This window comes from Oenococcus kitaharae DSM 17330 (genome assembly GCF_000241055.1).
Classification (GTDB): domain Bacteria; phylum Bacillota; class Bacilli; order Lactobacillales; family Lactobacillaceae; genus Oenococcus; species Oenococcus kitaharae.
Genome location: NZ_CM001398.1, coordinates 116,212 through 142,794, shown reverse-complemented (window position 1 = coordinate 142,794; position 26,583 = coordinate 116,212). Strand labels below are relative to the sequence as shown.

Here is a 26,583-nt window from a genome sequence, read left to right as displayed (position 1 = left end):
TTAAAAAAATTTTGGAGAAATAAACACATGACTCAAGAAGAATTATTCAACAAAGTAAAAGACATCATCGCTGACCAGACTGGTGAAGATGCTGACAAAATTCAAATGACCACCGACATTAAAAACGATTTGGATGCCGACAGTTTGGATGTTTTTGAAGTAATGAACGAGATCGAAGACCAATTGGATGTCAAGATCGAAGTTGAAGAAGGTTTGAACACAGTTGGCGACTTGGTCGATTTTGTCTCAAAGCAATTGGTTGCAAAAAAGGGAGAATAAATTCGATGGAATTATTGAGTCCGTTTTTCAAATCACTCGGTTTGCGTTATCCGATTTTTCAGGGCGGCATGGCTTGGGTGGCAGATGGGAAACTGGCAGCTGCTGTTTCGAACGCCGGCGGCATGGGAATTATTGGTTCCGGCCACGCACCAGCTGATGTGGTTCGACACGAAATTGAGGTCGCCAAGTCTTTGACCAAGCGCCCATTTGGTATTAATGTGATGCTGCTTTCTCCGCATGTTAAAGAAGTCATTGAAGTGATTTTGGCAGAGAAGGACTCAATCGCATTGGTAACAACTGGTGCTGGCAATCCCTCTGAATATTTAGCTGCTTTTCAACAAGCGGGTATTCGTGTTATCCCTGTTGTTCCATCCACCGGTATGGCTCGGATTATGGAACGGGAAGGTGTTGATGCCGTGATTGCTGAAGGTATGGAATCCGGTGGGCATATTGGCCGAATGACAACGATGGCTCTGGTGCCGCAGGTTGTCGATGCAGTCGATATTCCTGTGATAGCTGCTGGCGGTATTGGTGATGGACGCGGCTTGGCAGCTTCTATGATGCTGGGTGCACAAGGTGTACAAATGGGTACACGTTTTCTTGTGGCTGAAGAATGTCACATCCATCCGCTATATAAAGAAGCTGTTTTAAAAGCTAAAGACATCGACACACTTGTGACTGGTCAATATATTGGTCATCCAGCGCGTGTTTTGAAAAACAAAATGGCGACGCATTATATCCGCAATGAAAAAGGCGAAGCACAAAACGATAATCCTGATTATGCAGCGGTTGAAGAACTTGGCAACGGCAGCTTAAGGCGTGCTGTGCAGACTGGCGATCCTGAACAAGGTGCCTATATGGCCGGTGAAATTTCTGGATTAGTCAACAAGATCCAGCCTGCTTCTGAAATTTTGCAGGAAGTGACTGATCAGGCGGCGGCACTGCTCGGAGGACAAGAAAATTAAGTTAGCTTATTTATTTAGCGGACAAGGCGGCAAAATTGCCCCTTTGGACAGCCGATTATATGAAAGTTCTCCAGCTTTTTCTAAAGTGTTTCAAAGAGCTGCGGAGATCTCTGGCATTGATTTCTGGCAAATGTGGCAGACCGGAGATGTACGTTTAGAACAAACGCGTTTTGCTCAGCCTGCTATCTTTACGCTGAGTACAGCCTTGTACCGAGTTATCTCTAATCAATTGCCCGCAGCACAGGCTTTAGTTGGCTTGAGTTTAGGAGAATACAGTGCTTTAGCAGCGGCTGGCGCATTAGAATGGGACGCTGCTTTTCGTCTGATTCAAAAACGTGCCGATTTAATGCAGCAGGCTAGTGAAGCTTTTCCTGGCGCTATGGCAGCTGTCATGAGTACTGATACTGATTTAATTGAACGCGTCTGCCGAGAAATTTCGCAGGAGACTAATCAGATTGTTCAGCCGGCTAACTATAATTTTCCCAAGCAGACGGTGATTGGTGGCCAGACACAAGCTGTGGCTGCAGCAGTTTCGAAATTAACGGAAGCCGGTATCAAGCGGATCGTCGATTTGCCGGTCAGTGGTGCTTTTCATACGCCTTTGATGGCAACAGCTAATGATCAATTTGTTCAGGAATTAGCCGAAACTGATTTTCGGCCAATGGCGATCAATGTGATCAGCAACACGACAGGCCAAGCTTTTCAAGCGGACACAATCAAGGAGACATTAAGTCGGCAGATGGTGTCATCGACCCGTTTTACAGATTGCTTATTAGAATTGCAGCGTCAAGGTGTGACTCACGTCATTGAATTAGGTCCTGGCCATTCTTTGGTGAGCTTCGCTAAAAAAACAATCAAACTCGACAGTTATCAGGCTGTCAGTGATGCGCAATCATTGGATGAAGCATTAGCAGCAGTCTCAAACTGATATTCGGAGGATTTTCTTGCATGGATTTACAAAATAAAACAGTTTTGGTTACTGGAAGTACACGCGGTATCGGGCTGGCAATAGCCAAAGCTTTTTATCAAGCCGGATGCCGAGTTGTTTTAAACGGCCGCAAAAATGTTCCGGAACAAGTATTAGCTGAATTTACTGATTCGCAGCGTGTGTTTGCTGTGACGGGTGATGTGGCGGATGCTTCTGAAGCACAGGAGATGGTTGCTCAGGCACTTGCACATTTTGGCCAGTTAGACATTTTAGTGAACAACGCTGGTATCACACGTGATATGCTGGCTAATCGCATGACTTTGGAAGATTTTAAGGCACCGATCGAGACCAACTTGATTGGCAGCTTTAATGTGACACAGCCTGCACTAAAAGCTATGTATCGTGCCCGCAGCGGCTGCATTATAAATATTTCCAGTGTTGTTGCGTTAATAGGTAATGTTGGCCAGGTAAATTACGCTGCCAGCAAAGCCGGCCTGATTGGCATGACAAAGACAATCGCCAGAGAAGCGGCCCGCAGGAATGTACGTTGCAATGCGATTACACCTGGCATGATCGAGACAGATATGGTAGCCGTTTTATCTGAAAAGACACAAGAAAAATTAAAATCCGAAATTCCGCTAGGCCATTTCGGCCAGCCTGATGAAGTGGCTCAAACGGCCGTCTTTTTAGCGGAAAACGATTATGTGACAGGCCAAGTCATTACAGTTGATGGCGGCCTGGCCATGGTTTGATTTTAATTTCACGATGGAGGAAATGTATGACACGAGTAGTAATCACAGGAATGGGGGCAGTGACGCCCTTAGGAAACTCGACCGATGAATTTATCGAGGGATTGAGACAAGAAAAAGTTGGTTTTCGTCCTATTTCGGCTTTTGATTCAAGTGCAACAGGGGTGACTTTGGCTGGTGAAACAGATGGCTTTGATCCTTTGCAGCGTTTGACTAAAAAAGATTTGCGCAGAATGGACCGTTTTTCTCAATTAGCACTTTATTCTGCTTTAGAGGCCTATGAACAAGCTGGTTTGAATGAAAATACAGTCGATGATGAACGCTTTGGCGTCATTTATGGCTCTGGTATTGGTGGATTAACAACAATCCAAGATCAAGTGATTCGTATGCATGATCTTGGCGATGATCGTGTATCGCCGATGTTTGTCCCAACTTCAATTGCTAATATGGCTGCCGGCAATTTGGCAATCCGTTTTGGTGCCCAAGGTATTTGTATGACCATTGTAACTGCTTGTTCATCGGGTGCAAATGCTATTGGAGAAGCCTTCCGGACAATTCAAGCTGGACGCGCGGATATCATGCTGACAGGCGGATCAGAAGCCTCAGTCAACGAAATTGGTATCAGTGGTTTTGCTGCTTTATCTACTTTGTCAAAATCCACTGATCCAACTAAAGCCTCTCTGCCTTTTGATGCAGCCCGAAACGGTTTTGTCATGGGTGAGGGTGCTGGTACCTTGATTTTAGAGTCCTTAGAACATGCCCAAGCACGCGGTGCGAAGATCTTAGGCGAATTGGTCGGCTATGGTGCGACCGAAGATGCTTATCATATTACGAGCCCAGATCCGGCCGGCACGCAAGCCGCTCGCGCAATGAAGCTGGCTGTTGAAGAAGCTGGTATAGACAAAACACAAGTCGGATATATTAATGCGCACGGTACTGCTACAAAGGGTAATGATTCAGCAGAAGCTGCTGCAATTAACCAATTGTTTGGCAGTGATAGCCATGTTTTGGTCAGCAGTACCAAATCGATGACTGGTCATTTACTCGGTGCAGCTGGTGCGATCGAGGCGATCGCGACTGCTCGTGCGTTATCAGATGGCCAGCTGCCGGTTAACGTCGGTATCACTGAACAAGATCCAGAATGTCCAGTTGATTTGGTCAATGAAGCCAATAAACAGACACAAGCAGATTATGCTTTGAGTAATTCATTTGGTTTTGGCGGGCACAATGCTGTACTTGCATTAAAGAGATGGAGTGATTAAAAGTGGACGAAAAAGCGATTAAAGCTTTAATCGAACAAGTCGATCAAAGCAGTATCCGTGAATTTGATCTGACTGTTGATGGCGTGCATCTTTATTTATCTAAAAATAAGACTGCAAATCACAGTGTGCCGGCAACAACAGATATACCGCAGCAGAAGGTTGCGGATACAGCATCTTCAGCGGCTGATAATGCTGTTCCGGCCGTAGAAGAAACACCAAAAAAATCAGCGGCCGAATCTGAGGATGATTTTCAAACCATTAAATCGCCGTTAGTCGGCGTGGCTTATCTGCAGCCCAACCCAGAAGCTCAAAGTTATGTGAAAGTCGGGGATCAGGTGAAAGTCGGCGACGTAGTTTGTGTGATTGAAGCTATGAAGATGATGACTGAAATTAAGAGCCAGGTTGCCGGCCAAATTGCAGAAATTCTCATTGATAATGAGTCAATGGTTGATTACGATCAGCCCTTGATCAAAGTAAAAACAGAGGTAGGCAAATGACAGAAAAAATTGAAATGACAGCTGAAGAAATTCAAGCTGTTTTACCGCATCGTTATCCGATGCTGCTGGTTGACAAAGTCTTGGAATTAGTTCCTGGAGAAAGCATCAAAGCACAGAAAAACGTCACGATCAATGAAGAATTTTTTCAGGGTCATTTTCCTGGCAACCCAGTCATGCCTGGCGTTTTAATCGTTGAATCTTTGGCGCAGGCTGGCGCAATTGCCTTGCTTAAAATGGATCGTTTTGCCGGCAAGACACCTTATTTTGGTGGTGTCGACAAGGTTAAATTCCGCCGTATGGTTCGACCTGGCGATGTGCTAAAGTTAGAAGTTACTTTGGATAAATTAAAGGAAAATATCGGCAGCGCTCATGCAGTTGCGACCGTTGATGGGGAAAAGGCTTGTTCAGCGGATTTACTTTTTCTGATTGGGTGAGGTAAAGATGATGTTTAAACGGGTCTTGATTGCCAACCGTGGCGAGATAGCAGTTCGAATTATTCGAGCACTTCGTGAAATGCAAATAGAATCTGTCGCGGTCTATTCAACAGCTGATCGCGACAGTCTTTATGTTCAGCTGGCCGATATTGCTGTCTGCATCGGCGGTCCACAACCGGCGGATTCTTATTTGAATATTCAAAATATCGTTAGTGCAGCTGTCCTTTCGGGTGCTGATGCTATTCACCCAGGGTTCGGTTTTCTATCTGAAAATGTTGAGTTTGCGCGAATTTGTGAAGAGTGCGGTTTGGTTTTCATTGGTCCTAAAGCTGACACAATTGAGTTAATGGGTAACAAATCCAATGCTCGTGATACGATGAAAAAACATGGTATTTCGGTCATCCCAGGCAGTGAAGAAGCTGTTACGTCGGTTGATGCGGCTTTGCAGGTTGCAGATGAGATTGGTTATCCCGTCATGCTCAAGGCAGCGGCCGGAGGCGGCGGCAAGGGTATCCGTGTGATCAATAGCGCTGAGGATCTTCGTCAGAAGTTTTCTGATGCCCAACACGAGACAAAGCTTTCTTTTGATGATGACAGTATGTATTTGGAAAAGGTTATTGAAAACCCGAAACATATTGAAGTGCAAGTGATGCGGGATGTTTTTGGCAATGTGCTGGCTTTTCCAGAACGTGACTGTTCATTACAGCGCGAACATCAGAAAATGGTTGAGGAAAGTCCTTGTTCTTTGATTAATACACAAGAACGTCAAGCGCTATTAGCTCAAGCGGCTAAAGCTGCTAATGAGATTGATTATTTGAACACAGGTACTTTTGAATTTCTGATGGACAGCCAGCATCATTTCTACTTCATGGAAATGAATACGCGGCTTCAGGTTGAACACCCGGTCACAGAAATGGTGACAGGACTTGATCTTGTGAAAATGCAGATTCACGTTGCGGCCGGAGAAGCCTTACGTTTGCAGCAAAAAGATATCCATATCTATGGCAGTGCCATCGAGTGCCGGATTAATGCCGAAGATCCACGGCATAATTTTATGCCGCAAGCTGGTCTGATTAAGAAGATTCATTTTCCTTTGGGTTGCCCAGGTGCGCGTATTGATTCGGGTGTGGATTCCGGCAGCAGAATTCCACCTTTCTATGATTCCATGATTGCCAAACTGATTGCTCACGGAAAAGATCGGCCAGAGGCGTTGTCGGTGATGGATCGTATGCTAACCGAAATGTCGATCGATGGTGTTAAAACAAACCTTGACTATCAGCGTGATTTGATGCATGCACCAGCAGTTGTTCAGGACAGTTCGACAACGGATTATATTGAAAAAGAGTTTTTGCCTCTTTGGAAACAGCAGCTCACTGAGAAGGAGGCTTCATGACCTGGTTTGACCGATTAACAAGTTTCTCAAAACAGCAGACCGATAAACTGCTCCATACCTATTCATCACAGATTCCTTCGGGGATTATACGTGAATGTCCGAAATGCCACGGGCGTTTTTATTATCGGCGTCTTGGCAATATGGAAATTTGTCCTGATTGCGGTTATGCTTTTCGGATTCCAGCCAGAAAACGTCTGAAAATCTTATCCAGCGATGTCACTGAATGGGATGAAGATGTTGTCAGCACTGATCCTTTGTCATTTCCAGGCTATCAGGAAAAATTAGCTAAGGCTCGGAAAACCACTAAGTTGAATGAAAGTGTCTGGACTGGGCGCGTTCGTTTGAATAAGTATTTGGCAGCAGTCGGTATCATGGATCCCTTTTTTGTGATGGGCAGTCTGGGTCAGGCGACCGGAGAAAAATTAGCACGGCTTTTTGAACGCGCCACTGAACAGAAACTGCCAGTTATTCTATTCACTGCTTCTGGCGGCGCGCGGATGCAGGAGGGGATTCATTCCTTAATGCAGATGGCTAAGATTACCGCAGCTGTTACCCGGCATGCTGATGCTGGATTATTGTACATTGTTGTTTTGACCGATCCAACCACTGGCGGCGTGACGGCCAGCTTTGCCATGGAAGCCGACATCACACTAGCCGAACCTAAGGCATTAGTAGCCTTTGCGGGCCGACGTGTGATTGAGCAGACGACGGGTGGCAAATTGCCGGACGATTTTCAAAGTGTTGAAAAACTGCAGGAAAACGGTTTTGTCGATGAAATTGTCCCGCGCCAGAATTTAACTCAGGAACTTGAATCTCTGCTGGCTTTAAATCAACAGCGTATATGGGGGGCAGCGATATGACAGAAGAGAAAGCCATTTCTGCTGCCGAAGTTGTCAAACAAGCCCGTAGCGATGGCAAAAGCGACAGTCGACAATTAATTGATCAGCTGCTGACAGACTTTCACGAATTCCATGGTGACCGTCATAGCGGCGACGATCCAGCCATTATTGCTGGTATCGGCCGTCTATTTGACCAGCCGATCACATTGATTGCGACACAAAAAGGGATTGAAGTCAAAGATCGTCTGGCTACGCATTTTGGCAGTCCGGAGCCTTGGGGCTACCGTAAGGCCATTCGCTTGATGAGACAAGCTGAACGTTTTAACCGGCCTGTCTTAACTCTGGTCAATACGCCGGGCGCTTTTCCAGGTGTTGATGCTGAAAAAGGCGGACAAGGCGAAGCAATTGCTTCTTGCATCGCGACCATGATGTCGTTAAAAGTCCCTGTGATTGCTCTGATCTTTGGTGAAGGCGGCAGCGGTGGTGCCTTGGCGCTGGCTAGTGCTGATCAGGTATGGATGACAGCACATAGTGAGTATTCGGTCTTATCTCCAGAGGGTTTTGCCTCGATCTTATGGAAAGATGCTAAGCGCTCTGCCGAAGCAGCTGAATTAATGGGCCTGACTCCCAAGGCCTTGCTGGATGACGGTATCGTCGACCAGATTATTGCCGAACCGTTGGATATCACAGCTTTAAAACAGCAGTTAATCACTGAATTTAAAGAATTATTTGCAATGCCGGCAACGAAATTAGTTGATCAGCGCTATGCGCGTTTTCGGAAATTTTAAACAAACCAACCAGCCATGACGACTGGCTTTTTTTGTTACTGGATAAGGAATGTTGTGACTGAAATTTTTAAAAGCGAGCACGTATACTAGAAGAGATGGATAAATTTTTTGCCCAAATAGAAAAAGTCGTTGATCGTTTTGACGAATTAAACGAACTGCTGGCCGATCCGGAAGTAACGGCAGACAGTAATAAATACACAAAGTACGCCAAGGAATTAGGGGAGATCACGCCAATTGCCGAAAACTATCAGCAGTACAAAAAAAATGCTCAGGAAATTGCAGACGATAAAAAACTTTTAGCCGATAAGGAAATGGCTGAGTTAGCCAAAACGGAATTGGCTGTACTAGAACCCGCTCAAGACAAACTGGCTCAAGAACTGAAACTCATGATGATTCCAAAGGATCCCAATGATGATAAAAACATTATTATTGAAATCCGGGGTGCAGCAGGCGGGGATGAAGCCAACTTGTTCGCCGGTGATCTGTTGAACATGTACGCACGCTATTCGCAGTCTCAGAATTGGCAGTTTGAAATTGTCGATCAGACACCTGGTGAAGCTGGTGGTTTTAAAGAAGTAGTAGCCAATATTTCCGGAGAGAAAGTTTACAGCAAACTCAAATTCGAATCCGGTGCGCATCGTGTTCAGCGTGTGCCTGTTACCGAAACACAGGGACGTGTTCACACGAGTACGGCCACAGTCGGAGTGATGCCGGAATTTGAAGATATCGATAGTGACGATCTGATTGATCCTAAAGACGTGCGTGAAGATGTCTATCGTTCTTCGGGAGCCGGCGGCCAGCATATCAATAAGACGAGTTCGGCTGTTCGACTGGTGCATTTGCCGACAGGTATCAAAGTGGAGATGCAGGAGCAGCGTTCTCAGCAGCAGAATCGTGCTAAAGCCTGGCAGATTCTGCGTTCGCGTGTTTACGATCATTTTTCTCAAGAAAATCGGGAGCTCTATGATCAGCAAAGAAGGACTAAAATTGGTAACGGCGATCGTTCTCAACGCATCAGGACTTATAATTTTCCGCAGAACCGTGTGACAGACCATCGTATCAATTTCACCTTGAATAAGTTGGATCGTGTCATGAATGGTGATTTAGAAGAAATCATTGATGCACTGATCATTGCCGATCAGACAAAGCAGCTTGAGGAAATGATTTAACTATAATAGGGAACATGACGACTTTACGCAAAATAAGAAATGATTTTTTTAAGACGTCGATTGATTTTGAAACAATCGATCTTTTTTTGCGTGGTGAATTAAACTTAAATAATACCGAATTGCTGCTGAAATTTTCCGATGAAATTCCAGACAAAACAGAACGACAATTAAGGTCGGATTTCCAGCAGGTTGTCTTGGGCAAACCGGTTCAATACGTGTTGGGTTTTGCAAATTTTTACGGGCGTCATTTTAAAGTTGATTCGCGAGTTTTGATTCCGGAAGTCGAGACAGCCGAGCTGATCGATCATGTAAAAGACGCGGAGCTGCTGCCTTTGGATCCGGATTTCGCTATTTTGGATGTGGGCACCGGCAGCGGCAATATTGCCATTACGCTGGCTTTGGAATTAAAAGCTGAAAAAGTGTTAGCAGTTGACATAAGTAGGAAAGCCTTGAATTTGGCTAGGGAAAACGCACAAAATCTCTCGGCTTCCAATGTGAAATTTGTTTTATCTGATTTATTGGACAATGTTACCGGCCAATTTGATTTGATTGTTTCTAATCCGCCTTACATTTCCCAAGGCGCTGGTAGTGTCGACAAGCAGGTATTGGATTATGAGCCTCATCAAGCGCTCTTTGCCGGAGAAGATGGTTTGGATGTCTACCGCCGCTTGATACCGGAAATGGTTAGCCATTTAAAAAAGGACGGATATGCTATTTTTGAGATGGATGATGCCCAAGGCCCGGCGATTTCCAAACTGATTCAAGCTAGTTTTCCCAAGGCCGAGCCGGAAATCTTTCAGGATATGGCCGGCCTTAATCGTTTTATTGCATGGAGGAATTGAAGTGACATTACTATTACATACGAATGATCAGGATATTCAGCGGGCAGCTGATATTTTGGCAAAAGGGGGCGTGGTAGCCTTTCCTACTGAGACAGTCTACGGCATTGGTGCTGATGCAACCAAATCCGAGCCGGTTGATAAAGTTTTTGCAGCAAAAAAAAGGCCTCATGATAATCCTTTAATTGTGACTGTTTCCGATGACCAGATGCTCCGTCGATTTGCCAAATTAGATCAACGGGCTGAGAAATTGATTGCTCACTTCTGGCCGGGTTCTTTGACTTTGATTCTGCCTTTACTTGATGATGAAATTCTGCCAAGTAATGTTACGGCTGGCCTGTCGACGGCGGCTTTTCGAAATCCCAAAAGTCAAGTCACGAGAAACCTGATCAGTCTTTTCAACAACCCAATCGTCGGGCCTTCAGCTAATTTATCGACCAAACCCTCAACAACAACGGCTGCGCATGTGATGCATGATATGGCCGGCCGAATCGATGCTGTAATTGATGACGGCCCTTCACAAATTGGTGTTGAATCGACGATTGTTGATTTATCAGTTCCCGACGCCACGATTCTCCGTCCTGGTGCGGTCACAGCTGATGAGATTGCAGCAGTGATTGGGGAAAAAGTCATTGACCCAAGTTCACCAATTACGGTGGCCAAAGGTGTTGCACCAAAAGCACCCGGCATGAAATACCGCCACTATGCGCCAAGCAAAGAAGTGATTATTTTTCAGGCTGAGGATGCTGAACAACTAAAAACAGTGCTGAAACCCAGTGATGCGGTTTTGGCTTTGACGGACATATTAGCGAAGTTTGACCTTCCTGAGGAGCGAAGCTGGTCATTGGGCCAGAACGCCGATTCTGCTGCCGAAGAATTGTTTTCTGCCTTGCGTGCCTTTGACGACCGCGACAGCGTTCAGAGAATTTATGTCCAGGGCTTGGCGAAAAAAGGCATCGGAGAAGCTTACATGAATCGTTTGGAAAAGTCAGCTGGCGGCCAACATTTTCATTTGGAATGATAGTATAGATAAGGGTTCTAAAATGTCTAAATTTACAGTTATTGATCATCCGCTGATTCAGCACAAGTTGAGGATTTTGCGTGACAAGAATACGAGCACAAAAGATTTTCGCGAGCTGGTCAACGAAATTGCCACTTTGATGGCCTATGAAGTCAGCCGGGATATGCAGCTGGAAGATGTCGAAATCGACACGCCGGTCGCACATACGACCGTCAAACAATTAACCGGAAAAAAGGTGGCGGTTGTGCCGATTCTGCGTGCAGGATTGGGCATGGTCGATGGCGTTGTCAAATTAATTCCAGCTGCTCGTATTGGCCACATCGGTATGTATCGAGACGAGAAAACACTGGAGCCGCATGAATACTTTATCAAGCTGCCTGAAGATATCGAGAAGCGTGAAGTGATCGTGGTTGATCCCATGCTGGCAACGGGCGGTTCGGCTAAAGACGCGATCGCGGCATTAAAAAAACGTGGTGCTCGTTATATTAAATTGATGGTGCTAGTTGCGGCACCTGAAGGTGTCAAAGCTGTTCAGGCGGCTGATCCGGATGTTGATATTTTTGCAGCAGCACTAGATGATCATTTGAACGATAAAGGCTACATCGTCCCAGGCTTGGGTGATGCCGGAGATCGTTTATTCGGCACTAAGTAATTAAATCGCGATGGCGGTTTTTTCTTTTTGAGGTGATATGTTCGAGAAACGTATTTTAAATATCAAAGGCGGCCGAAACTTTCGAGATTTGGGCGGCTATTCGACAATTGACAATCGACAAGTTCGCTGGGGACGCCTTTTTCGCGGCGCTAAGATGGCCGATTTTTCAGCTCGTGATTTAAAAGTACTTAAGCATCATAAAATTGCACGTGTGATTGATTTTAGAAGCTTAGATGAACGTTTAAATGACCCGGATGCCTATTCGGATTCAATTGAAGAGATCGAACTTCCTTTGCTAAACGAGGATACGACCAACTCCACAGCCGATGCCAATGATTTTCGGCATGAACCGCACGAGTTTGGTTTTGCCTATGAGCGAATGATGGCTACTTATCGCAACATGGTTGTCGATGAATTTTCCCAGCAGACCCTACAGGTTTTTTTTCGCTATTTATTGGACGGCAGCCAAGGCGCTTTACTTTTCCATTGCACAAAGGGCAAAGATCGGACCGGCTTGGCCTCGGCACTGTTTTTATCTGCGGTTGGCGTTGACAAAGAGACTGTTTTCCGGGATTACGCGCTGTCTGATCAATTTAATCAGCCGGAAAATGAAGCTCATTTAACCAAAATGATTCAACAAGGTGCTTCAGATGCTGATATTGATAATGCTAAACATTTCATCATGACAGATCCGGATTATCTGGCAAACGCTTTTGCTGCCATGAGTGAGGTAGCTGGCAGTCCACAAGCCTATCTCACGCAGATAATCGGTTTGGATCAGGATAGTTTGGCTGAATTAAAACAGCGTTATCTACGTTAATACTCCTTTAAAAACAGCCTAGTTGTCTATTTTGAGCCGCTAAGTAAGCTAGAATGGCTTTGTAATGACAAGAAGAAAACTCATTGTCTTATCTGCTTGGGTCATATTATTAGCGGCTTTTTTGATACTCTTTTTTGTCACTCGTCCAAAGACAGCGGGTACCCAGAGCCAAAGTTCGTCTGTTCAATCACAAACCAGTCAGGCTGCCGTCTCCAGTAGAAAAAAAACGGCCCCAAAAGTGCTTCCTGCAAAAATTGATTGGCAGGCCGCATCCGAAAAAAAGGCCTACCCTGTTTTCTCGGAGAATCCCGGGGCTTGGGTGCAAGTCTCTTTAAAAGAACAACTCGTCTATGTCAAGGCCCAGGACGGCCGAACTCTCTATACGATGTATTGTTCATCAGGTTTGGATAATACGACACCAACCGGTACTTTTTATATCCAAGCAGAACGCGGGCCTTCCTTTTTCAATCCATCTCTAAATGAAGGTGCTAACTATTGGGTCTCCTTCAAAGACCATGGCGTTTATCTTTTCCATAGTGTGCCGACCAGCGCTGATAAAAGCTACAATGCGGCCGAAGCTGAGAAACTGGGGCATCCGGCCTCTCATGGCTGCATTCGTCTGACTGTATCTGATGCTAAATGGTTCTATGAAAACGTGCCTTTTAACACAAAAGTTGTCATTGGTGATTAAGCGCTTATTTGATTGCACCTTCAGTGGCACTTTGCATAATCTGTTTCTGCAGCAGAATAAAGAGAATGATGATCGGAATAATTGCCAGCACCAGTCCTGCTAGGGCTAGCTGCCAGTTACTATTGTTTTCACCGAAGAAGAAATACATACGCAGTGGAATGGTGTACATGCCGTCTTTATTAATCACCAGTGATGGGAGCAGATAGTCGTTCCATATTTTCATGGCATTTAGAATAACAACGGTTCCGGTCATTGGTGAGACAGAAGGCAGAATAACTGAGAAGAAGGCCTTGACAGTATTTGCACCATCAATCATGGCTGCCTCGTCAATACTTGCTGGGACCCCAAGAAAAGCCCCGTAATACAGGATGATCGATAAACTCAAGGCCAGGCCTGTATTCATGAGAATCAAGCTGATCCGGTTCAAAAAATCGATTCGTCCGAACAGAGAAATCAGCGGAATCATAATGGATTGAAAGGGAATCAGCATCGTTGCCGCACACAGGTAATAAATGATCGAGCTGATTTTGCCATGTGTCCGAGCTAATGCATACGCCGTCATCGAAGCCAGCAGCGTAATCAGCAACACACTTGTGACGGTGATTAAAGTCGAATTGAAAAAACTTTGGACGTAATTCAAAGAGAGGAATGCCTCGGTATAATTACCGAAAGTCGGTCGAGATAACGCTAATGGATTGCTGAACAAGTCTGATTTTGTTTTCAGCGAATTGATGAGAACGATCACGAATGGATATAACCAGATTAAGGCCAGCAGAACACTGATAATCCAGGTAATGTTTCTAACCACTTTAGCTTTCATTTTGGCGTTCCCCCTTTCTGGAGAAGTAAAGCTGGGCAAAGGAAACCAGGGCGACGAAGATAAAGAGTAGAATACCAGCTGCTTGCGCATAACCCTGCTGGTAATTGACGAAGGCTGTGTTATAAATATTCATCGCGATCATTTCAGTTGACCGGAATGGGCCGCCATTGGTTAAAGCCAGGTTTTGTTCATAGAGTTTAAAGGAGTTTGCCAAGGTTAAGAAAAGGCTGATCGTAAAAGCTGGTGCTAGTTGCGGCAGCTTGATCCACCAGAAGATTTGCCCTTCGTTGGCGCCGTCTAATTTTGCTGATTCGATCGTACTGCGCGGAATTGCATTTAGAAAAGCCACATAAATCAGCATGATATAGCCGCTCATCTGCCACCAGAAGAGAATAACCAGGCCCCACAGGCCGCTCTCAGGCGTGCTTAGCCAGCCGTTGAAAAAGGAAAGATGCAGCTGGCTGCCAAGAGCACCAAAGATCTGGATGAAAATAAATTGCCAGATAAATCCCAGCAGAATACCGCCGATCAGATTTGGAATGAAGAAAATTGTCCGCAGGAATTTAGTGAAACGATTATCCCGGCGAGTGACTAGCAGCGCAAAACTGAGCGCAATCACATTGATACCAGCCACTGACAAAAGTGAGAACAAGAAGGTCAGCCAGCAGCTTTGCAGGAAATTGGCATCGCTGAAAAGCAGAAAGTAATTTTTCAGGCCGACCCAGGAAGCGGTGATGCCATTGGAATTTGTAAAAGAGTAGAAGATTCCGATCAAAAACGGGATTAGGATGATAACGCTGATAAGAACCAGGCTAGGTAGGACAAAAAGCCAGTAGTAATATTTTTTCTGAAACATTTATCTGCCTCCTTGGATCTGCCGCAACTGATAATACTGTGATTCAGTGCGTTGTACGAACTGCTGCCAGCTGATCTTATTTGCAAAATAGCGCTGCATGTTTGGTCCGATAGCCTCTTGATTAAAGCCGTTAGGGAACTGTTTGTGCACGGGAACCTCTGCATGTTTGCCGGTGCCGATCCGATAAATTTCTTTGGAGAGCGGGTCCGGTAATTTATTCAGATCAAAATTGATTATCGGCGGGACATAGCGCATCTGCTGGACAATCACATTTTCACTTTCAGGAGAGTTATAAAGCCATTGGAGAAAATCCTTGGCATCTTTTTCCCGTTGAGGATGTTCGTTGGTGATGCCTAAGTACCAAGAAGAACCGGTCATAATCTGGCCTTTGCCTTTGACAAAATAAGGCAGCATGCCAAGATTCTTGGCTGAAAAACCTTTTTGTGCTTGATCCAAAGTCGGAATAATCCAGTTTCCCTGTGGAATCATGGCCACTTTGCCATGAAAAAACAAGTCTTGGACAGATGCGTCATATCGGACCGACAAAATCGGCTTGACGTTATAGCGTTTAACCAAATCAACATAGGCCGCCATTCGCTTGCTGTAACGCCAGTTTAAGTGCTGGCTGCGGTAGGCTTTTGTCAGATTATTGTGATAAGACTGGGACAAAAATTGTGCCGAAAAAGAGGTAATCGAACTGGTGTCGGCACCGTTAAATCCAAAAACACCAGAGAGGCCGAGCGCCTTTTTCTGAGAATTTAATTTTTCGACGGCTGCTTTAAAACTGGCATAATCCGTGATTTGAGCGGCATCAATGCCGGCTTTTTTAAAGACAGCTTTGTTATAAGCCCAGCCGTAGCCTTCAATATCAACTGCCACACCAAGATTGCGGCCGTATATTCGACCGCCGCTTTTCAAAGACGGCACGATTTTCTTTTGAATGGGCAGTTTGTCCAAATTCAGCAGGCGGTTATGGTAGCGGTCGATTTCCGGAAGGCCGCCCAGCATGACGATATCAGGGGCATCCCCAGAAACAAACTTGGCTTGTAAAGCCGAAGCACCACTGCCGTTTCCCACGGTCGTAATTTTCACCTTAATATTGGGATGTGTCTTCTCGTATAAACGAGCCAGCTCTTGATAGCCGCTCGTGACCTCGGGTTTTTGATTGAAAAATTCAATCGTATGGCTATTGCTGGTCGAGCCGTAATTGGCAAATTCTAAAACAGCAATTGAGATGACACAAAAAAGCGTGAGTAATAAAAGCGACATTCTTTTCAGATTCATAGGTCGTCACCTCCTGTCGATGGCGTGAAAAGTGAAACTCTACCTACAAAATAGTCTGATAATAACTTAATTATAATATATAAATCTTACGATCGTTTGACTTGGCTGTTTCTTGGCCGTCCCGGCTCAAAGTAGGCTTGATAGCAGGCGTTAATCACAGCTCCTAACAGCAGAAAAAGACTGGAAAAGTTTAACCAGAACATGAGAATAATAAAGGTACCGATCGTCTGATAAGAAGAAATGCCATGAGCGAATAATGCCACATAATTTTGAAAAAGCGCGGCCATCATGAACCAGCAGCAATCGGTAAACAAGGCACCTAACCAGACATATTTGGCTTTAGGCCTTGTCTCGGGCACGAAATAATATAGAGAACACAATAGGACAAAAAAGCCAGCAAAGGCCAGCAGATTCTTGGCTTGAACGATTTCTAAAAGCCAAAAGGAGGCATGCTGCCAGTCAATTTTTAGTAAGTCTAACAAGTATTGGCCAAAAATGATCAAAGTCAGCAGGCTCGCAAATGCCAGCAAAGCCAAGACCAGCAGCAGAAAAGATAGTGCTCGTGATAGCAGCGGATTCTCTTGCTTTTTCGGCTGATAGATTTTGTTAAAGCAGCTTCGTAATGTGGCGATCATGCCGGAAGCCGACCAGACGGCTATTAAAATGCCCAAAGATAAGCTTTCGTTACTGCCTTGATTGAGAAAAGAGCTGATGATGGGTTTGAGATAGCCCGACATGCCGGCCGGCGTTACTTGCAGGATGTAGCTGATGGCGTCCGCGTTTCTCACCTGCAGATAGGCCAATAGATTGCCTAAGACCAAAAGAAGCGGCGGCAAAGATAAGAGCAGGTAATAAGCTAAGACGATCGCGTTGTTTGAAATATCGGCCTGCTGAAAATAATGGATAAACAAATCCAGCCCTTTTTTTAATCTTTTCGGGATTTTAATAATCATACTGGATGGCCTCAATCTGCTAGTAGAAGCTGGTGACAACTTGATTATATCGAATTAAACTTGACCGCTTTTTTTGCCAGTGATTTTCTTGTGTGAACTATATAGACCAATGTTAGTTTTACTAACAATCATTCAGGATTTACCGGCCAGGTAGGCTAAAATTCGGGCATGTACCTAGGAGAACAGGGATCAGCCGGGAAGCTGATTTTAGATGGAAGGTGTAAGTATGGCAATTGCAGCGGTGAGAATTGATGGGCGCTTGTTACATGGACAAGTGGCTAATATGTGGACGAGTGTGATCAAGCCCACTCGGATCATGGTCATTGACAATGCAACAGCCGATTCAGAAATTGAAAAAGCGGCGATTAAGTTGGCTCGGCCAGCTGGTGTTAACTTAAGTATTTTAAATGAGGAAAAAGCGATTGATCATATCCTGAAGGGACGCTATGACAGTCAGCGCGTGTTTATCCTAGCTCGTAAACCGCAAGTGATTGTCAATCTGCTTGCAGCTGGCGTGGCGATTACAGATGTCAATGTCGGCAATATGTCCGAGTCGGAGGGGACGCGTCCGCTGACCAAATCAATTAACGTTCTGCAGGAAGATGTTGACGCTTTTATGGCACTGCATGATAAAGGCGTCAATCTGACAGTCCAAATGGTGCCGAGTGATCCATTGCTGGATTTGATGCAGCTGTTACACAAATTTAGTCAAGTAAGATAAGGGAGAGAGTAGTAGCATGAGTGGGCAAATTTTGCTTTGGCAGGTAATCCTGTTAACGATTTATTCAATGTATCAAATTATTGATGATCTGACCTTTATTTCCTCTCTGGCACAGCCAGTCTGGGCCGGATTAATTACTGGAGCCATAATGGGCAACATGACTCAAGGCCTGATCATCGGTGGTTCTTTGCAGCTGACTGTTTTGGGTGTTGGGACATTTGGCGGTGCCTCTAAAATCGATGCTAATTCTGGCACGATTTTGGCCACGGCTTTTTCAATTAGTTCCGGTATGAATGCCCAAACGGCCGTCGCCGCAATTGGTGTGCCGGTAGCTTCTTTAATGATTGAGACCGATGTCTTAGGACGTTTTACAAACACCTTCTTCCAGCACCGGGTCGACAAAATGATCGAAGAGGAAAACTATCGCGGTTTTGAACGTAACTATCTTTATGGCACGATTCCTTGGGCTTTGTCCCGCGGTATCCCAGTCTTTATTGCTTTACAATTCGGCGGCGGACTGGTTGCACAAATTGTGAAAGTGCTGAATACACAGATGGTCTGGCTCAGTAATGGTCTGGCAACGGCGGGCGCTTTATTGCCAGCTGTTGGTTTTGCGATTCTGCTGCGTTATCTGCCGGTTAAAAAACATTTTGCCTATTTGATTTTGGGCTTTACGTTAACAGCACTTTTGAGCACAGTCTTCACAAATATTCAGTCTTTGGGCACAGGCCTTGCATCTGTTGCCAAGGGCTTTACGAACAGTTTCAGTGCCATGCCGATGGTAGCCATTTCCTTGATTGGTTTTGCCTTGGCTTTGAATGCTTACAAACAAGAGGTGGGCAAACTGCCGGCCTCTCATAGCACAGCAGCTGCACCTAAAAATGATGATGGGGATGGTGAGATCAATGGCGACGAAGACTAATTACAAGTTAACCAAAAAAGACTTCCGGCAGATGAACCGGCGAAATCTTTTCATGAACCAGTTAGGCTGGAACTATGAAAAGATGCAGGGTTCCGGTTATTTGTTTATCATGCTGCCGCAGCTGCGTAAATTATATGGTGATCATACGCCGGAGTTAAAACAAGCCATGCGCGTGCAGGATCAGTTTTTCAATACGAATCCTTATCTGAATACGATGATTCAAGGTGTTGATCTGGCCTTGGAAGAAAAAGAGGGTGTTAATTCTCTAGCCACTGTCGCTGGTTTGAAAAACGGACTCATGGGTCCGACGGCTGCAATTGGCGATACGATTTTTGCTTCTTTGATTCCGGCGATCATTGGTGCCATCGCTGCGAATATGGCTGTCCAAGGTAACGCGTCAGGCCTGTTTATCTGGCTGGCTGTGAATTTAGCAATTATGTATTTCCGCTGGCGTCAGCTGGCTTTCGCTTATAAAGGTGGTATTACCCTTGTGACCAAGCTGCAAGGGCAGATGAATGCTTTGACTAATGCGGCCACTTTGCTGGGTGTCTATGTTGTAGGTGCTTTGGTCGCCAGCCTGATTAATGTTAATATTCCCTTTGTTGCTCATATCGGAAAGATGACCATCAATCTGCAGGATCATTTGGATATGATTATGCCAAAACTGATTCCTGGTTTGGCTGTTTGGCTTATATACTGGATGTTGGGCCGCAAACGCATGACGTCAACGCGTGCGATTTTTATTGTGATTATTGTGGCCGTTGTCTGCTCGGCATTGGGTCTTTTGGGCAAAGCTGCTTAATGTAAACAAGGAGGTTCAATGAAGTTAATTTTAGTCAGTCACGGTCCTTTGTCTCAGGCCTTGCTGCAAAGTGCAGAAATGATTGTCGGCAAAGTGGCAGGTGTCACGGCGCTGAGTTTGCAGCCGGGTATGAGTCCGGATACACTGCAGGCGCAGATTGAAACTGTCATCAAAGAAGACGCGGCTGGTTCTGATATTGTCGTTGCACTGGATTTGTTGGGCGGCACGCCGGCTAATGTCACAAGTAAATTGCTGGCTGTCTATCCTCAACTGAATGTGGTTACGGGTATGAATCTGCCGATGGTCATCGAATTTGCCAATCAGCAATTGCTGGGCGGCGCACTGCATTTTGACCAGCTGCTGAGCATGGGCAAAGATGGGATTGTCGATGTCAAAGCACAGCTTGCAAATGTCGATGATGACGAAGATGAATAAGAATAAATGAAAAACGAGTCGAAAGGCTCGTTTTTTTGTCATTGCATTTGCATCGCGGATTGGCCGTAAAAAGCATGAATCGCCATTAAACGCCAGCTGAGCCAGCGCTTGTTTTCTCGGGTTGGGTAAACGCGGTTGGTCAAACAGATAAAGGCTTTTTGATTAACTAAATCTAACGCAATCGAAGTCCCGGTGAATCCTGTGTGCCACAATTTTAATCCAGCTGGTTGCGACCAGCAGCGCCAGCCAAGCGTCCGGCCGCCTGCCACGTTATCAGACAAAAGCTGAAAAGCACTTGATGGTAAGATTTGCTGACCCTGGTATTGGCCGTCATGAAGATACATTTGCGAAAAATGTGTTAGATCTTTAATTGTCGAAAACAGGCCGGCATGTCCGCTGACGCCATCTAATAAACGAGCTTTTCCATCATGAACAACACCGCGAATGATACCGCCGCGCTGGGCTTGGTATTCAGTCGGAACGATATTTGCCAGATTGTGTTGGTCGGGATTATAGCCTGTATCTGTCATATTTAAAGGCTTAAAGATATGTTCCTGAAGGCTTTTTGAAAGATCGCCATCAATTTTAGCAATTAGCCAGCCGAGCAGCATAAAGTTCAGATCCGAGTAAATAGTTTTTGTATCAGTTGGGCACAGTTGCGGCATTTGTTTGACGGCTTTAATTAAGCTGCTGCGGTCAAAATCCCAGACATGAGCAATGTCGGCTCGCAAACCGCTACGATGCTGTAATAACTGTCTGATTGTGATTTCAGGTTTGTCCAAGCCGCTGATAAAACGGCCGATTGGGTCTTGTAAACGCAGTTTGCCAGCAGTCAGCAGCTGCAAAATCCGGCTGCTTGTGCCGACAACTTTTGTCAAAGAAGCCAAGTCATAACGCATGCCGGCTTCGATCGGGATAGCATCAGCATTTTCTCCTTGAAAGCCCAGAAAATGGGATTCGTTTTCGTCATTGCCAATCAAGGCATAAGAAACACCATACACAGCTTGATCGGCAATCGCGCCACGCATTAAGTCGGCGATCGCCTGACTATTCTGCATCATTTTCAGCCTGCCAATCTGCGATAGCCGCCGTAACATTGCCAGCGTGAGCCTGCAGCAATTTGTCGGCAGTCTGATAACCGGATTTTGTTTGGGCCATGATGATAGCTTGCGGCAGTTGATGTTTGGCCTGTTGGAAAATGTTTTGGGCTGTTGTTAAGTCACAGCCGCTGGTGATGTGGATGATATTGATTGCGCGCTCGACCAATTTAGCGTTTGTTGCCAATAAATCAATCATGAGATTTTCATAGACTTTGCCAGCTTTGATCATGATGCCCGTCGATAACGTATTCAGAATCATTTTTTCAGCTGTTCCGGCCTTCATGCGCGTCGATCCTGTGACAACTTCTGGCCCAGTTACGGCCGCGATCGTGATATCGGCATATTGGCTGAGTTGACTGTCTGCTACACAGGTCACGGCGACCGTTAAAGCGCCTGCTTGTTTGGCAAAACGAACGGCTGCGATCGCATAAGGCGTCCGACCGCTGGCTGCTAGAGAAATGATAGTATCTTTTTCAGACAACTGCAAGGCGGCCAGATCTTTGTCAGCCAGATCGGCTGAGTCCTCAGCACCTTCGACGGCGCGGTACATAGCTGATTGTCCACCAGCCATCAAAGCGATTGCGCGTTTAGGATCCAGGCCATAAGTCGGCAGTAGTTCAACGGCATCTAAGACACCTAGACGCCCAGAAGTGCCGGCCCCACAATAAATCAGCCTGCCGCCTTGATTAAAACGACTGCTGGCTGCATCAATGGCTTGGGCAAGCTGCTGGGATTGTTTAGCTACGGCTTTGGCGATTTTAGCATCTTCAGCGTTGATGGTCTTAACCAGATCAATTGTCGGCATACGGTCGATGTGCATACTGTTGGGATTCCTAGATTCTGTGATGAGTTTTGTGATTTCCATGTTTTCCTGCTTCTCCATAATCTCTATGATAATCGTGTCGGCAGCCGTCGCCTTATAATGAAGACAGAAGCTGATTTCATCCTCAGCGAAAAGGCGGTGCTCCAGATGATAAACGATCCTGAAGACATCCTGAATGACATTTATAACTTGATTTTAAATCCAGCCACACGTGACTGGGAGCGCAAACAGCTTTTGACAGCTAAAAAGGCAGCTGAAACTGGCCGTCCTTTAAAGGGAGCTTTGTCTGATCTAGAATATCAGCTTCGTCCCTTGGCGGCCCGCAATAATTTAACGGCTGACCTGTCCGATTTTTATTTAAAACTTACGAACAATGCCAGTAGTGAAGCGAAATTTGATTTGTCCAGGCATTATGAAAAAGACCCGGACTATGTCGACCGGGCCATTTTTGCCGGCGGCTGTTTCTGGTGTATGGTCGAGCCCTTTGAAAATAAGCCGGGTATTCTGTTGGTTTTGTCAGGATATACAGGTGGACACACGCAAAATCCCAGTTATGAAGAAGTCTTGCAAGGCGGAACTGGGCACGTTGAAGCTGTGGAAATCATTTTTGACACACGGATTGTTCATTATGAAGATCTCGTGGCGCTTTATTGGCAGCTGACGGATCCGACGGATGCTTTGCGGCAGTTTGCTGACCGTGGGGACAATTACCGACCAGTCATTTTTGTTCGCGATGCCAAACAAAGACAGATCGCGCAGGCTTCTAAAACAGCTTTGGCCAAATCTGGTCTTTATGATCAACCGATTGTCACGGCGATTGAACCGGCTGGCACTTTTTGGCCTGCAGAAAATTTCCATCAGCAGTTTTATAAAAAAAATCCGCGCCGTTACAAACAACTAGAACGTTCGCGACACACATACCAGGCCTACCAGCATCTGCGTGCCAAGATACACTTGTTTTTCCGGCGTCTGAGCCGAAGGGCTAATAGCTAGCCTGTGACGATAAACTGTTTTTCCTGCCTGTCGACGGGTAATTGCTGGCGTTCCACCCTATCAATTCTGATCCAGCCAACGGTCGACAACTGATTGATCAATGACTCAATTTTTTCAGGCTGGCCTTGAATTTCCATTTCGACTTGGCCGTTAAATAAATTTTTCACCCAGCCGGTCAGCTTCAGGGTGATCGCCAGCTGCTGGGCTTCGTAGCGAAAGCCTACTTGTTGAACACGGCCAGAAAAAAGTAAGTGAAAACGGACTAGGCCGTCGCCTGAGATTGCTGCTGCCGGATCGTCTTGATTTTCAGTCTTGGGTGGCTGATTGTGCAAAAGATCTTTGATTTTTTTAGATAAGCTCATTTTTTCTCGATCGATTGTGCTCGCTTAAAGTTCGTTTAATACACACCATCTATTATGACCCAGATTAGATTTGTTTGCGATTCGCCACCAAACAGCCTTTCCAATTCAAAGACCTTAGGAGATCCCGCATGCGAAAGTATCAACACGCAATATATGCCTTTATTGTCATTGCCATTCTTGGTCTGACAGCGATGGTTATCACAATCAATTTACGATCTAATCAGCAAGCACCAGCTGACCAGGCAGCATCTAGTCAAAGACGTTTGAAATTACCTGTCAGTTCTTTAAAAAAGGGTCAATTGGTTACTGGACAGACGGCCGTGCGTGATGTGATCGGCCTGCCGGCTTTTAAAGATTTTGCAGAATTCATTTTCCCAATTAATCAGCAGCTGCCGGATCGTGACATGCGTTTGGATGATATTCAGCCACTGCTGCCTTATCACAGCCATATCGACACAGCCTCGACCGTGCGTGTCGTGAATGATTTGATTCAGGCACGTCAGCGGCAGGAAAAGGTCTTTTATCCGATCTATTCGGAAGCCGAAATGAGAAAAGATCCCGAAAAACGCAATAGCGGTTTATTTTTCTTTCGTGGCCGGAAAAACGCGCCTACAGCTGTTATTAGCCCCGGCGGTGGTTTTGAATATGTCGGTGCGATTCATGAAAGTATGCCTCTAGCACTAGCATTGAGTGAAAAGGGCTACAATGCTAGTGCTTTTAGCGTCCAATATCGTCTTGGCAGCGAGCAAAAAGCTGCGGAAGATTTTGCTGCCGGACTGGCTTTTATTTCCTGCAATGAGAAACAGCTGCAAGTCTCCCTAAGAAATTATTCAGTCTGGGGCGCTTCAGCTGGCGCTAGAATGGCTGCAGATATTGCCAGTTATGGGCCGGATACCTTTGGTGCTGATTTCAAAAGCCGGCCGGCAGCTGTAATCATGCAATATACGTCGCGCAGTGAATTTCGTCGGACTGATCCGCCAACTTATGCCGTAGTGGGCGATGATGATGCGATTGTCCCACCGGCGATCATGCGCCAACGCATCAATAATCTGAAAAAGGCCGGTGTGATAGCTGAATTTCATCATTTTCCGCGATTGGAACATGGTTTTGCTTTAGGAATCGGGACTAGTGCCGAGGGCTGGCAGAATTCAGCTTTGGCTTTTTGGGAACGGCAGCTGGCTCCCAATCAAAAGAGGTGATTTTTTTGAAAAAAAATCGATGGATTATCGCATTATCCGCTCTCGTCGTGATTGCGGCTATTGGTTATTTTCTTTTACGGCCATTTTGGACTCCTGCATCAAAAAATCAGGCGAGTCAAAGCTCTACAGGCAATCAAAATTCGGCTGCTCAGAATCCAAACCCTCGAAATTCAGGCGAATCGAGCACAGACCAAGGCAGGCCTAAAGCACCATTGGCTGGTGTCGTGTCGCCAACTTTGAAAGCCGATGCGCATCGTCATCAGACTTTTGATCTCTGGCAGAAAAATAATGTGCCCACACAGACGGATTATAAAGCCGCTGGCGGCAATGATGACGGTGCTAATTTCCGGCCGAACATGATTAGTTTTCCAGTAGCAAGAGGCACAAAAATCAAAGGCGCCGTTTTAATTTGTGCTGGCGGTACTTTTCAATTTCGCAGCAATGTCAATGAAGGCTATCCGGTCGCCGAAGAACTGGCCAAAAGAGGCTATGTGAGTTTTGTCGTGAATTATCGTGTGCTGCCATATACACAGCATGAAGGCGCCTTGGATTTGGCCGCGGTGTCCGCTATGTTAGTTCACAGTCCGATGTTTACGGTTTTCCGAAAAAGAACATTGCTGTCATGGGATTCTCAGCCGGTGGTATTTTAACCGGTGAAATGCTGTTGAATTATGATAGCACAGTCACGGGCCAGGCTTTAGATAAACGATACCAGCCCGACAGCCTGGACCGCATTCCGATTGACGTCGCTGCTGATGGTATGATCTATTCCTTTTATGGTCAGCTGAGTATCGCTTCTCGCAATGTCAATGAATTGCGCCGCGGTCAATTGCCGCCGACCTATTTCTGCTATGGAACTGAAGATCCCTTTGTCGATGAATTCCAGGCCAATATCCGAGCCCTAAGGCAGGCGGGCGTTCCAGTCCAAAGCCGAGTCCTACAAGGCATCCATCATGGATATGGTTATCGGCACGGCTGGATTCCTGCTTATGACCAATGGCTGACGCAAACATTCAACGCAACGAAATAAATTAAAAACCCGCTATTCTCAATTCAGCGGGTTTTTGTAACTTCTTTTTTAATTCGTGAGCAAAATGATCAATCTCTTCCATTTGCAAATCTTTGCGGTAAACGAGACTGATTATAAATTCTGGCGTTTTGTCTGCAGCGATCTCGAGTGTCGCTAATTTGTCTGCTGGGCTGACGGCAATTTCAGCTAGAAAAGCAATTCCAGCGTTTTCTGCGACCATTTTTTTAATAATATTGATATCCGGTGATTCGTAAATGATTTTCGGGAAAATGCGATATTTTTCTTCTAATCGACGAAAAGGAATCGGATGGACGAATCCTTCTTTTAAAGCAACAAAATTTTCATCTTTTAAATCTGCAAAAGCGACTTTTTTCTGTTTGGCTAGCCGATGTCGGCGATTAACCACGATCTTATATTGCCGCCGATCGATCTCGACTGTCTGCCAGCCGGGCATGCTGATAGTTTCTATTGATGACAGCAGTGCCATATCCAATTGATGTTTTTGCAGTGCTTTTAACAGTAGACCTGAACCCGCTTCATGGGTGGAAATATTTTGAAACATGGCACTGTTAATAAAATGCTTAATTAATTTCGGAAAGTAAAAATTACCAATGATCTGCGGTAAGCCGAATTCTAATGTCGGCAGTGCCAGACGATCGATTTCTTCATGAGCAGCCAGGATATCCTGCATAATTTTTTGACCGTGCATTTGCAGCAATTGGCCAGCCTTTGTCAATTGAACTCTGCCATGAGAACGGCTGCGGATGATTAAATTCTGCTGAAATTCATGTTCCAAACGTTGAACTGCATAGGAAATCGTCGGCTGGCTGACATTGAAAAAAGCGGCCGTCTTTGAGAAAGAAGCTAAATCCACTAACTTATTGAAGTACTCAAGGTCTGTCAATTTCATATAAATTAATTTTATCGTATTTATAAATTTTGACTATGCGTGATGCA

At 45.5% G+C, this 26,583-nt stretch carries 32 protein-coding genes; 24 read left to right on the top strand and 8 right to left on the bottom strand.

Annotated elements, in window-relative coordinates:
• Positions 1-27 precede the first annotated feature (27 nt).
• From OKIT_RS00710 to OKIT_RS00635, 16 genes are all read left to right on the top strand, one after another.
• Positions 28-279 carry an acyl carrier protein gene (locus tag OKIT_RS00710; protein ID WP_007744436.1) on the top strand — a complete coding sequence of 84 codons (252 nt, stop codon included), beginning with the start codon at positions 28-30 and terminating at the stop codon, positions 277-279.
• A 5-nt stretch (positions 280-284) separates the two neighbouring features.
• On the top strand, positions 285-1,244 hold the full coding sequence (locus OKIT_RS00705; protein WP_007744434.1) for a nitronate monooxygenase: 960 nt from the start codon (positions 285-287) through the stop codon (positions 1,242-1,244).
• The gene (locus OKIT_RS00700; RefSeq protein ID WP_422385579.1) at positions 1,204-2,172 is read left to right on the top strand and encodes an ACP S-malonyltransferase; all 969 of its coding nucleotides are present in this window, start codon (positions 1,204-1,206) and stop codon (positions 2,170-2,172) included. Before OKIT_RS00705 ends, OKIT_RS00700 begins: the two co-directional genes overlap by 41 nt.
• A 20-nt stretch (positions 2,173-2,192) precedes the next feature.
• Entirely contained in the window at positions 2,193-2,924 is a 732-nt protein-coding gene (locus tag OKIT_RS00695) for a 3-oxoacyl-ACP reductase family protein (protein WP_007744431.1), read from the top strand.
• A 26-nt stretch (positions 2,925-2,950) separates the two neighbouring features.
• A complete protein-coding gene (fabF, locus tag OKIT_RS00690; RefSeq protein ID WP_007744430.1) occupies positions 2,951-4,183 on the top strand; it encodes a beta-ketoacyl-ACP synthase II in 1,233 nt (410 codons plus the stop codon).
• Between the two features lie 2 nt (positions 4,184-4,185).
• Positions 4,186-4,680, top strand: a complete 495-nt coding sequence (gene accB, locus OKIT_RS00685; RefSeq protein ID WP_007744429.1) for an acetyl-CoA carboxylase biotin carboxyl carrier protein — start codon at positions 4,186-4,188, stop codon at positions 4,678-4,680.
• Positions 4,677-5,114, top strand: coding sequence for a 3-hydroxyacyl-ACP dehydratase FabZ (gene fabZ, locus OKIT_RS00680; protein WP_007744428.1), 438 nt, complete (start codon positions 4,677-4,679; stop codon positions 5,112-5,114). The genes accB and fabZ overlap by 4 nt, the downstream gene beginning before the upstream one ends.
• 10 nt (positions 5,115-5,124) lie before the next feature.
• Complete coding sequence (locus tag OKIT_RS00675; protein WP_007744427.1) at positions 5,125-6,507, top strand: acetyl-CoA carboxylase biotin carboxylase subunit; 1,383 nt, start codon at positions 5,125-5,127, stop codon at positions 6,505-6,507.
• Positions 6,504-7,367, top strand: a complete 864-nt coding sequence (locus OKIT_RS00670) for an acetyl-CoA carboxylase carboxyltransferase subunit beta (RefSeq protein WP_007744426.1) — start codon at positions 6,504-6,506, stop codon at positions 7,365-7,367. The genes OKIT_RS00675 and OKIT_RS00670 overlap by 4 nt, the downstream gene beginning before the upstream one ends.
• On the top strand, positions 7,364-8,134 hold the full coding sequence (gene accA, locus OKIT_RS00665) for an acetyl-CoA carboxylase carboxyltransferase subunit alpha (RefSeq protein WP_007744425.1): 771 nt from the start codon (positions 7,364-7,366) through the stop codon (positions 8,132-8,134). The genes OKIT_RS00670 and accA overlap by 4 nt, the downstream gene beginning before the upstream one ends.
• A gap of 95 nt (positions 8,135-8,229) precedes the next feature.
• Positions 8,230-9,303, top strand: a complete 1,074-nt coding sequence (gene prfA, locus OKIT_RS00660) for a peptide chain release factor 1 (RefSeq protein ID WP_007744424.1) — start codon at positions 8,230-8,232, stop codon at positions 9,301-9,303.
• A gap of 14 nt (positions 9,304-9,317) precedes the next feature.
• Complete coding sequence (prmC, locus tag OKIT_RS00655; protein WP_007744423.1) at positions 9,318-10,145, top strand: peptide chain release factor N(5)-glutamine methyltransferase; 828 nt, start codon at positions 9,318-9,320, stop codon at positions 10,143-10,145.
• A gap of 1 nt (position 10,146) precedes the next feature.
• On the top strand, positions 10,147-11,163 hold the full coding sequence (locus tag OKIT_RS00650) for an L-threonylcarbamoyladenylate synthase (protein ID WP_007744422.1): 1,017 nt from the start codon (positions 10,147-10,149) through the stop codon (positions 11,161-11,163).
• 22 nt (positions 11,164-11,185) lie between these two features.
• Positions 11,186-11,815, top strand: a complete 630-nt coding sequence (gene upp, locus OKIT_RS00645; protein ID WP_007744420.1) for a uracil phosphoribosyltransferase — start codon at positions 11,186-11,188, stop codon at positions 11,813-11,815.
• A 37-nt stretch (positions 11,816-11,852) separates the two neighbouring features.
• The gene (locus tag OKIT_RS00640; protein WP_007744418.1) at positions 11,853-12,635 is read left to right on the top strand and encodes a tyrosine-protein phosphatase; all 783 of its coding nucleotides are present in this window, start codon (positions 11,853-11,855) and stop codon (positions 12,633-12,635) included.
• Positions 12,636-12,699: 64 nt separating this feature from the next.
• Positions 12,700-13,326, top strand: a complete 627-nt coding sequence (locus tag OKIT_RS00635; protein ID WP_007744417.1) for a L,D-transpeptidase — start codon at positions 12,700-12,702, stop codon at positions 13,324-13,326.
• Positions 13,327-13,330: 4 nt separating this feature from the next.
• Here OKIT_RS00635 and OKIT_RS00630 read toward each other — a convergent pair whose 3' ends face one another.
• The 4 genes from OKIT_RS00630 to OKIT_RS00615 all read right to left on the bottom strand — a co-directional run bounded on the left by OKIT_RS00630 (position 13,331) and on the right by OKIT_RS00615 (position 17,239).
• Positions 13,331-14,146 carry a carbohydrate ABC transporter permease gene (locus tag OKIT_RS00630; RefSeq protein WP_007744416.1) on the bottom strand — a complete coding sequence of 272 codons (816 nt, stop codon included), beginning with the start codon at positions 14,144-14,146 and terminating at the stop codon, positions 13,331-13,333.
• The gene (locus OKIT_RS00625; RefSeq protein ID WP_007744415.1) at positions 14,136-15,002 is read right to left on the bottom strand and encodes a carbohydrate ABC transporter permease; all 867 of its coding nucleotides are present in this window, start codon (positions 15,000-15,002) and stop codon (positions 14,136-14,138) included. The genes OKIT_RS00630 and OKIT_RS00625 overlap by 11 nt, the downstream gene beginning before the upstream one ends.
• Positions 15,003-16,286, bottom strand: coding sequence for an ABC transporter substrate-binding protein (locus tag OKIT_RS00620; protein WP_007744412.1), 1,284 nt, complete (start codon positions 16,284-16,286; stop codon positions 15,003-15,005). It abuts the gene before it with no gap.
• An 86-nt stretch (positions 16,287-16,372) separates the two neighbouring features.
• Positions 16,373-17,239: a YihY/virulence factor BrkB family protein gene (locus tag OKIT_RS00615; RefSeq protein ID WP_007744403.1), complete on the bottom strand. Its 867-nt coding sequence runs from the start codon at positions 17,237-17,239 to the stop codon at positions 16,373-16,375.
• Positions 17,240-17,465: 226 nt separating this feature from the next.
• Here OKIT_RS00615 and OKIT_RS00610 point away from each other — a divergent pair, with 226 nt between their 5' ends.
• Genes OKIT_RS00610 through OKIT_RS00595 form a run of 4 tightly spaced genes read left to right on the top strand, consistent with a single transcriptional unit; the run spans position 17,466 to position 20,119 of the window.
• Complete coding sequence (locus OKIT_RS00610; protein WP_007744402.1) at positions 17,466-17,960, top strand: PTS sugar transporter subunit IIB; 495 nt, start codon at positions 17,466-17,468, stop codon at positions 17,958-17,960.
• A 16-nt stretch (positions 17,961-17,976) separates the two neighbouring features.
• The gene (locus OKIT_RS00605) at positions 17,977-18,882 is read left to right on the top strand and encodes a PTS mannose/fructose/sorbose/N-acetylgalactosamine transporter subunit IIC (RefSeq protein ID WP_007744401.1); all 906 of its coding nucleotides are present in this window, start codon (positions 17,977-17,979) and stop codon (positions 18,880-18,882) included.
• A complete protein-coding gene (locus tag OKIT_RS00600) occupies positions 18,866-19,684 on the top strand; it encodes a PTS system mannose/fructose/sorbose family transporter subunit IID (protein WP_007744400.1) in 819 nt (272 codons plus the stop codon). The genes OKIT_RS00605 and OKIT_RS00600 overlap by 17 nt, the downstream gene beginning before the upstream one ends.
• A gap of 18 nt (positions 19,685-19,702) precedes the next feature.
• Positions 19,703-20,119 (top strand): PTS sugar transporter subunit IIA, encoded by a 417-nt coding sequence (locus OKIT_RS00595; protein ID WP_007744399.1) that lies wholly within the window; start codon positions 19,703-19,705, stop codon positions 20,117-20,119.
• Positions 20,120-20,157: 38 nt separating this feature from the next.
• On the opposite strand, the gene OKIT_RS00590 is transcribed toward OKIT_RS00595, so the two are convergent.
• Both OKIT_RS00590 and murQ read right to left on the bottom strand, forming a co-directional pair.
• Positions 20,158-21,180, bottom strand: a complete 1,023-nt coding sequence (locus tag OKIT_RS00590) for a serine hydrolase domain-containing protein (protein WP_028291797.1) — start codon at positions 21,178-21,180, stop codon at positions 20,158-20,160.
• Entirely contained in the window at positions 21,167-22,084 is a 918-nt protein-coding gene (gene murQ, locus OKIT_RS00585; protein WP_007744396.1) for an N-acetylmuramic acid 6-phosphate etherase, read from the bottom strand. Before murQ ends, OKIT_RS00590 begins: the two co-directional genes overlap by 14 nt.
• A 57-nt stretch (positions 22,085-22,141) precedes the next feature.
• On the opposite strand from murQ, the gene msrA reads away from it, so the two are divergent.
• Positions 22,142-23,035 (top strand): peptide-methionine (S)-S-oxide reductase MsrA, encoded by an 894-nt coding sequence (msrA, locus tag OKIT_RS00580; protein ID WP_007744394.1) that lies wholly within the window; start codon positions 22,142-22,144, stop codon positions 23,033-23,035.
• On the opposite strand, the gene OKIT_RS00575 is transcribed toward msrA, so the two are convergent.
• On the bottom strand, positions 23,032-23,397 hold the full coding sequence (locus OKIT_RS00575) for an acylphosphatase (protein ID WP_007744392.1): 366 nt from the start codon (positions 23,395-23,397) through the stop codon (positions 23,032-23,034). The two genes, msrA and OKIT_RS00575, sit on opposite strands and share 4 nt — an antisense overlap.
• A 128-nt stretch (positions 23,398-23,525) precedes the next feature.
• On the opposite strand from OKIT_RS00575, the gene OKIT_RS00570 reads away from it, so the two are divergent.
• Genes OKIT_RS00570 through OKIT_RS09300 form a run of 3 tightly spaced genes read left to right on the top strand, consistent with a single transcriptional unit; the run spans position 23,526 to position 25,626 of the window.
• Complete coding sequence (locus OKIT_RS00570; protein WP_007744388.1) at positions 23,526-24,596, top strand: alpha/beta hydrolase; 1,071 nt, start codon at positions 23,526-23,528, stop codon at positions 24,594-24,596.
• Between the two features lie 5 nt (positions 24,597-24,601).
• Complete coding sequence (locus tag OKIT_RS09305; RefSeq protein WP_007744386.1) at positions 24,602-25,246, top strand: hypothetical protein; 645 nt, start codon at positions 24,602-24,604, stop codon at positions 25,244-25,246.
• Positions 25,219-25,626: an alpha/beta hydrolase gene (locus tag OKIT_RS09300; RefSeq protein ID WP_007744385.1), complete on the top strand. Its 408-nt coding sequence runs from the start codon at positions 25,219-25,221 to the stop codon at positions 25,624-25,626. The genes OKIT_RS09305 and OKIT_RS09300 overlap by 28 nt, the downstream gene beginning before the upstream one ends.
• Position 25,627: 1 nt before the next feature.
• Here the strand turns inward: OKIT_RS09300 and OKIT_RS00560 are convergent, their stop codons facing one another.
• Positions 25,628-26,536 (bottom strand): LysR family transcriptional regulator, encoded by a 909-nt coding sequence (locus OKIT_RS00560; protein ID WP_007744383.1) that lies wholly within the window; start codon positions 26,534-26,536, stop codon positions 25,628-25,630.
• Positions 26,537-26,583 lie beyond the last annotated feature (47 nt).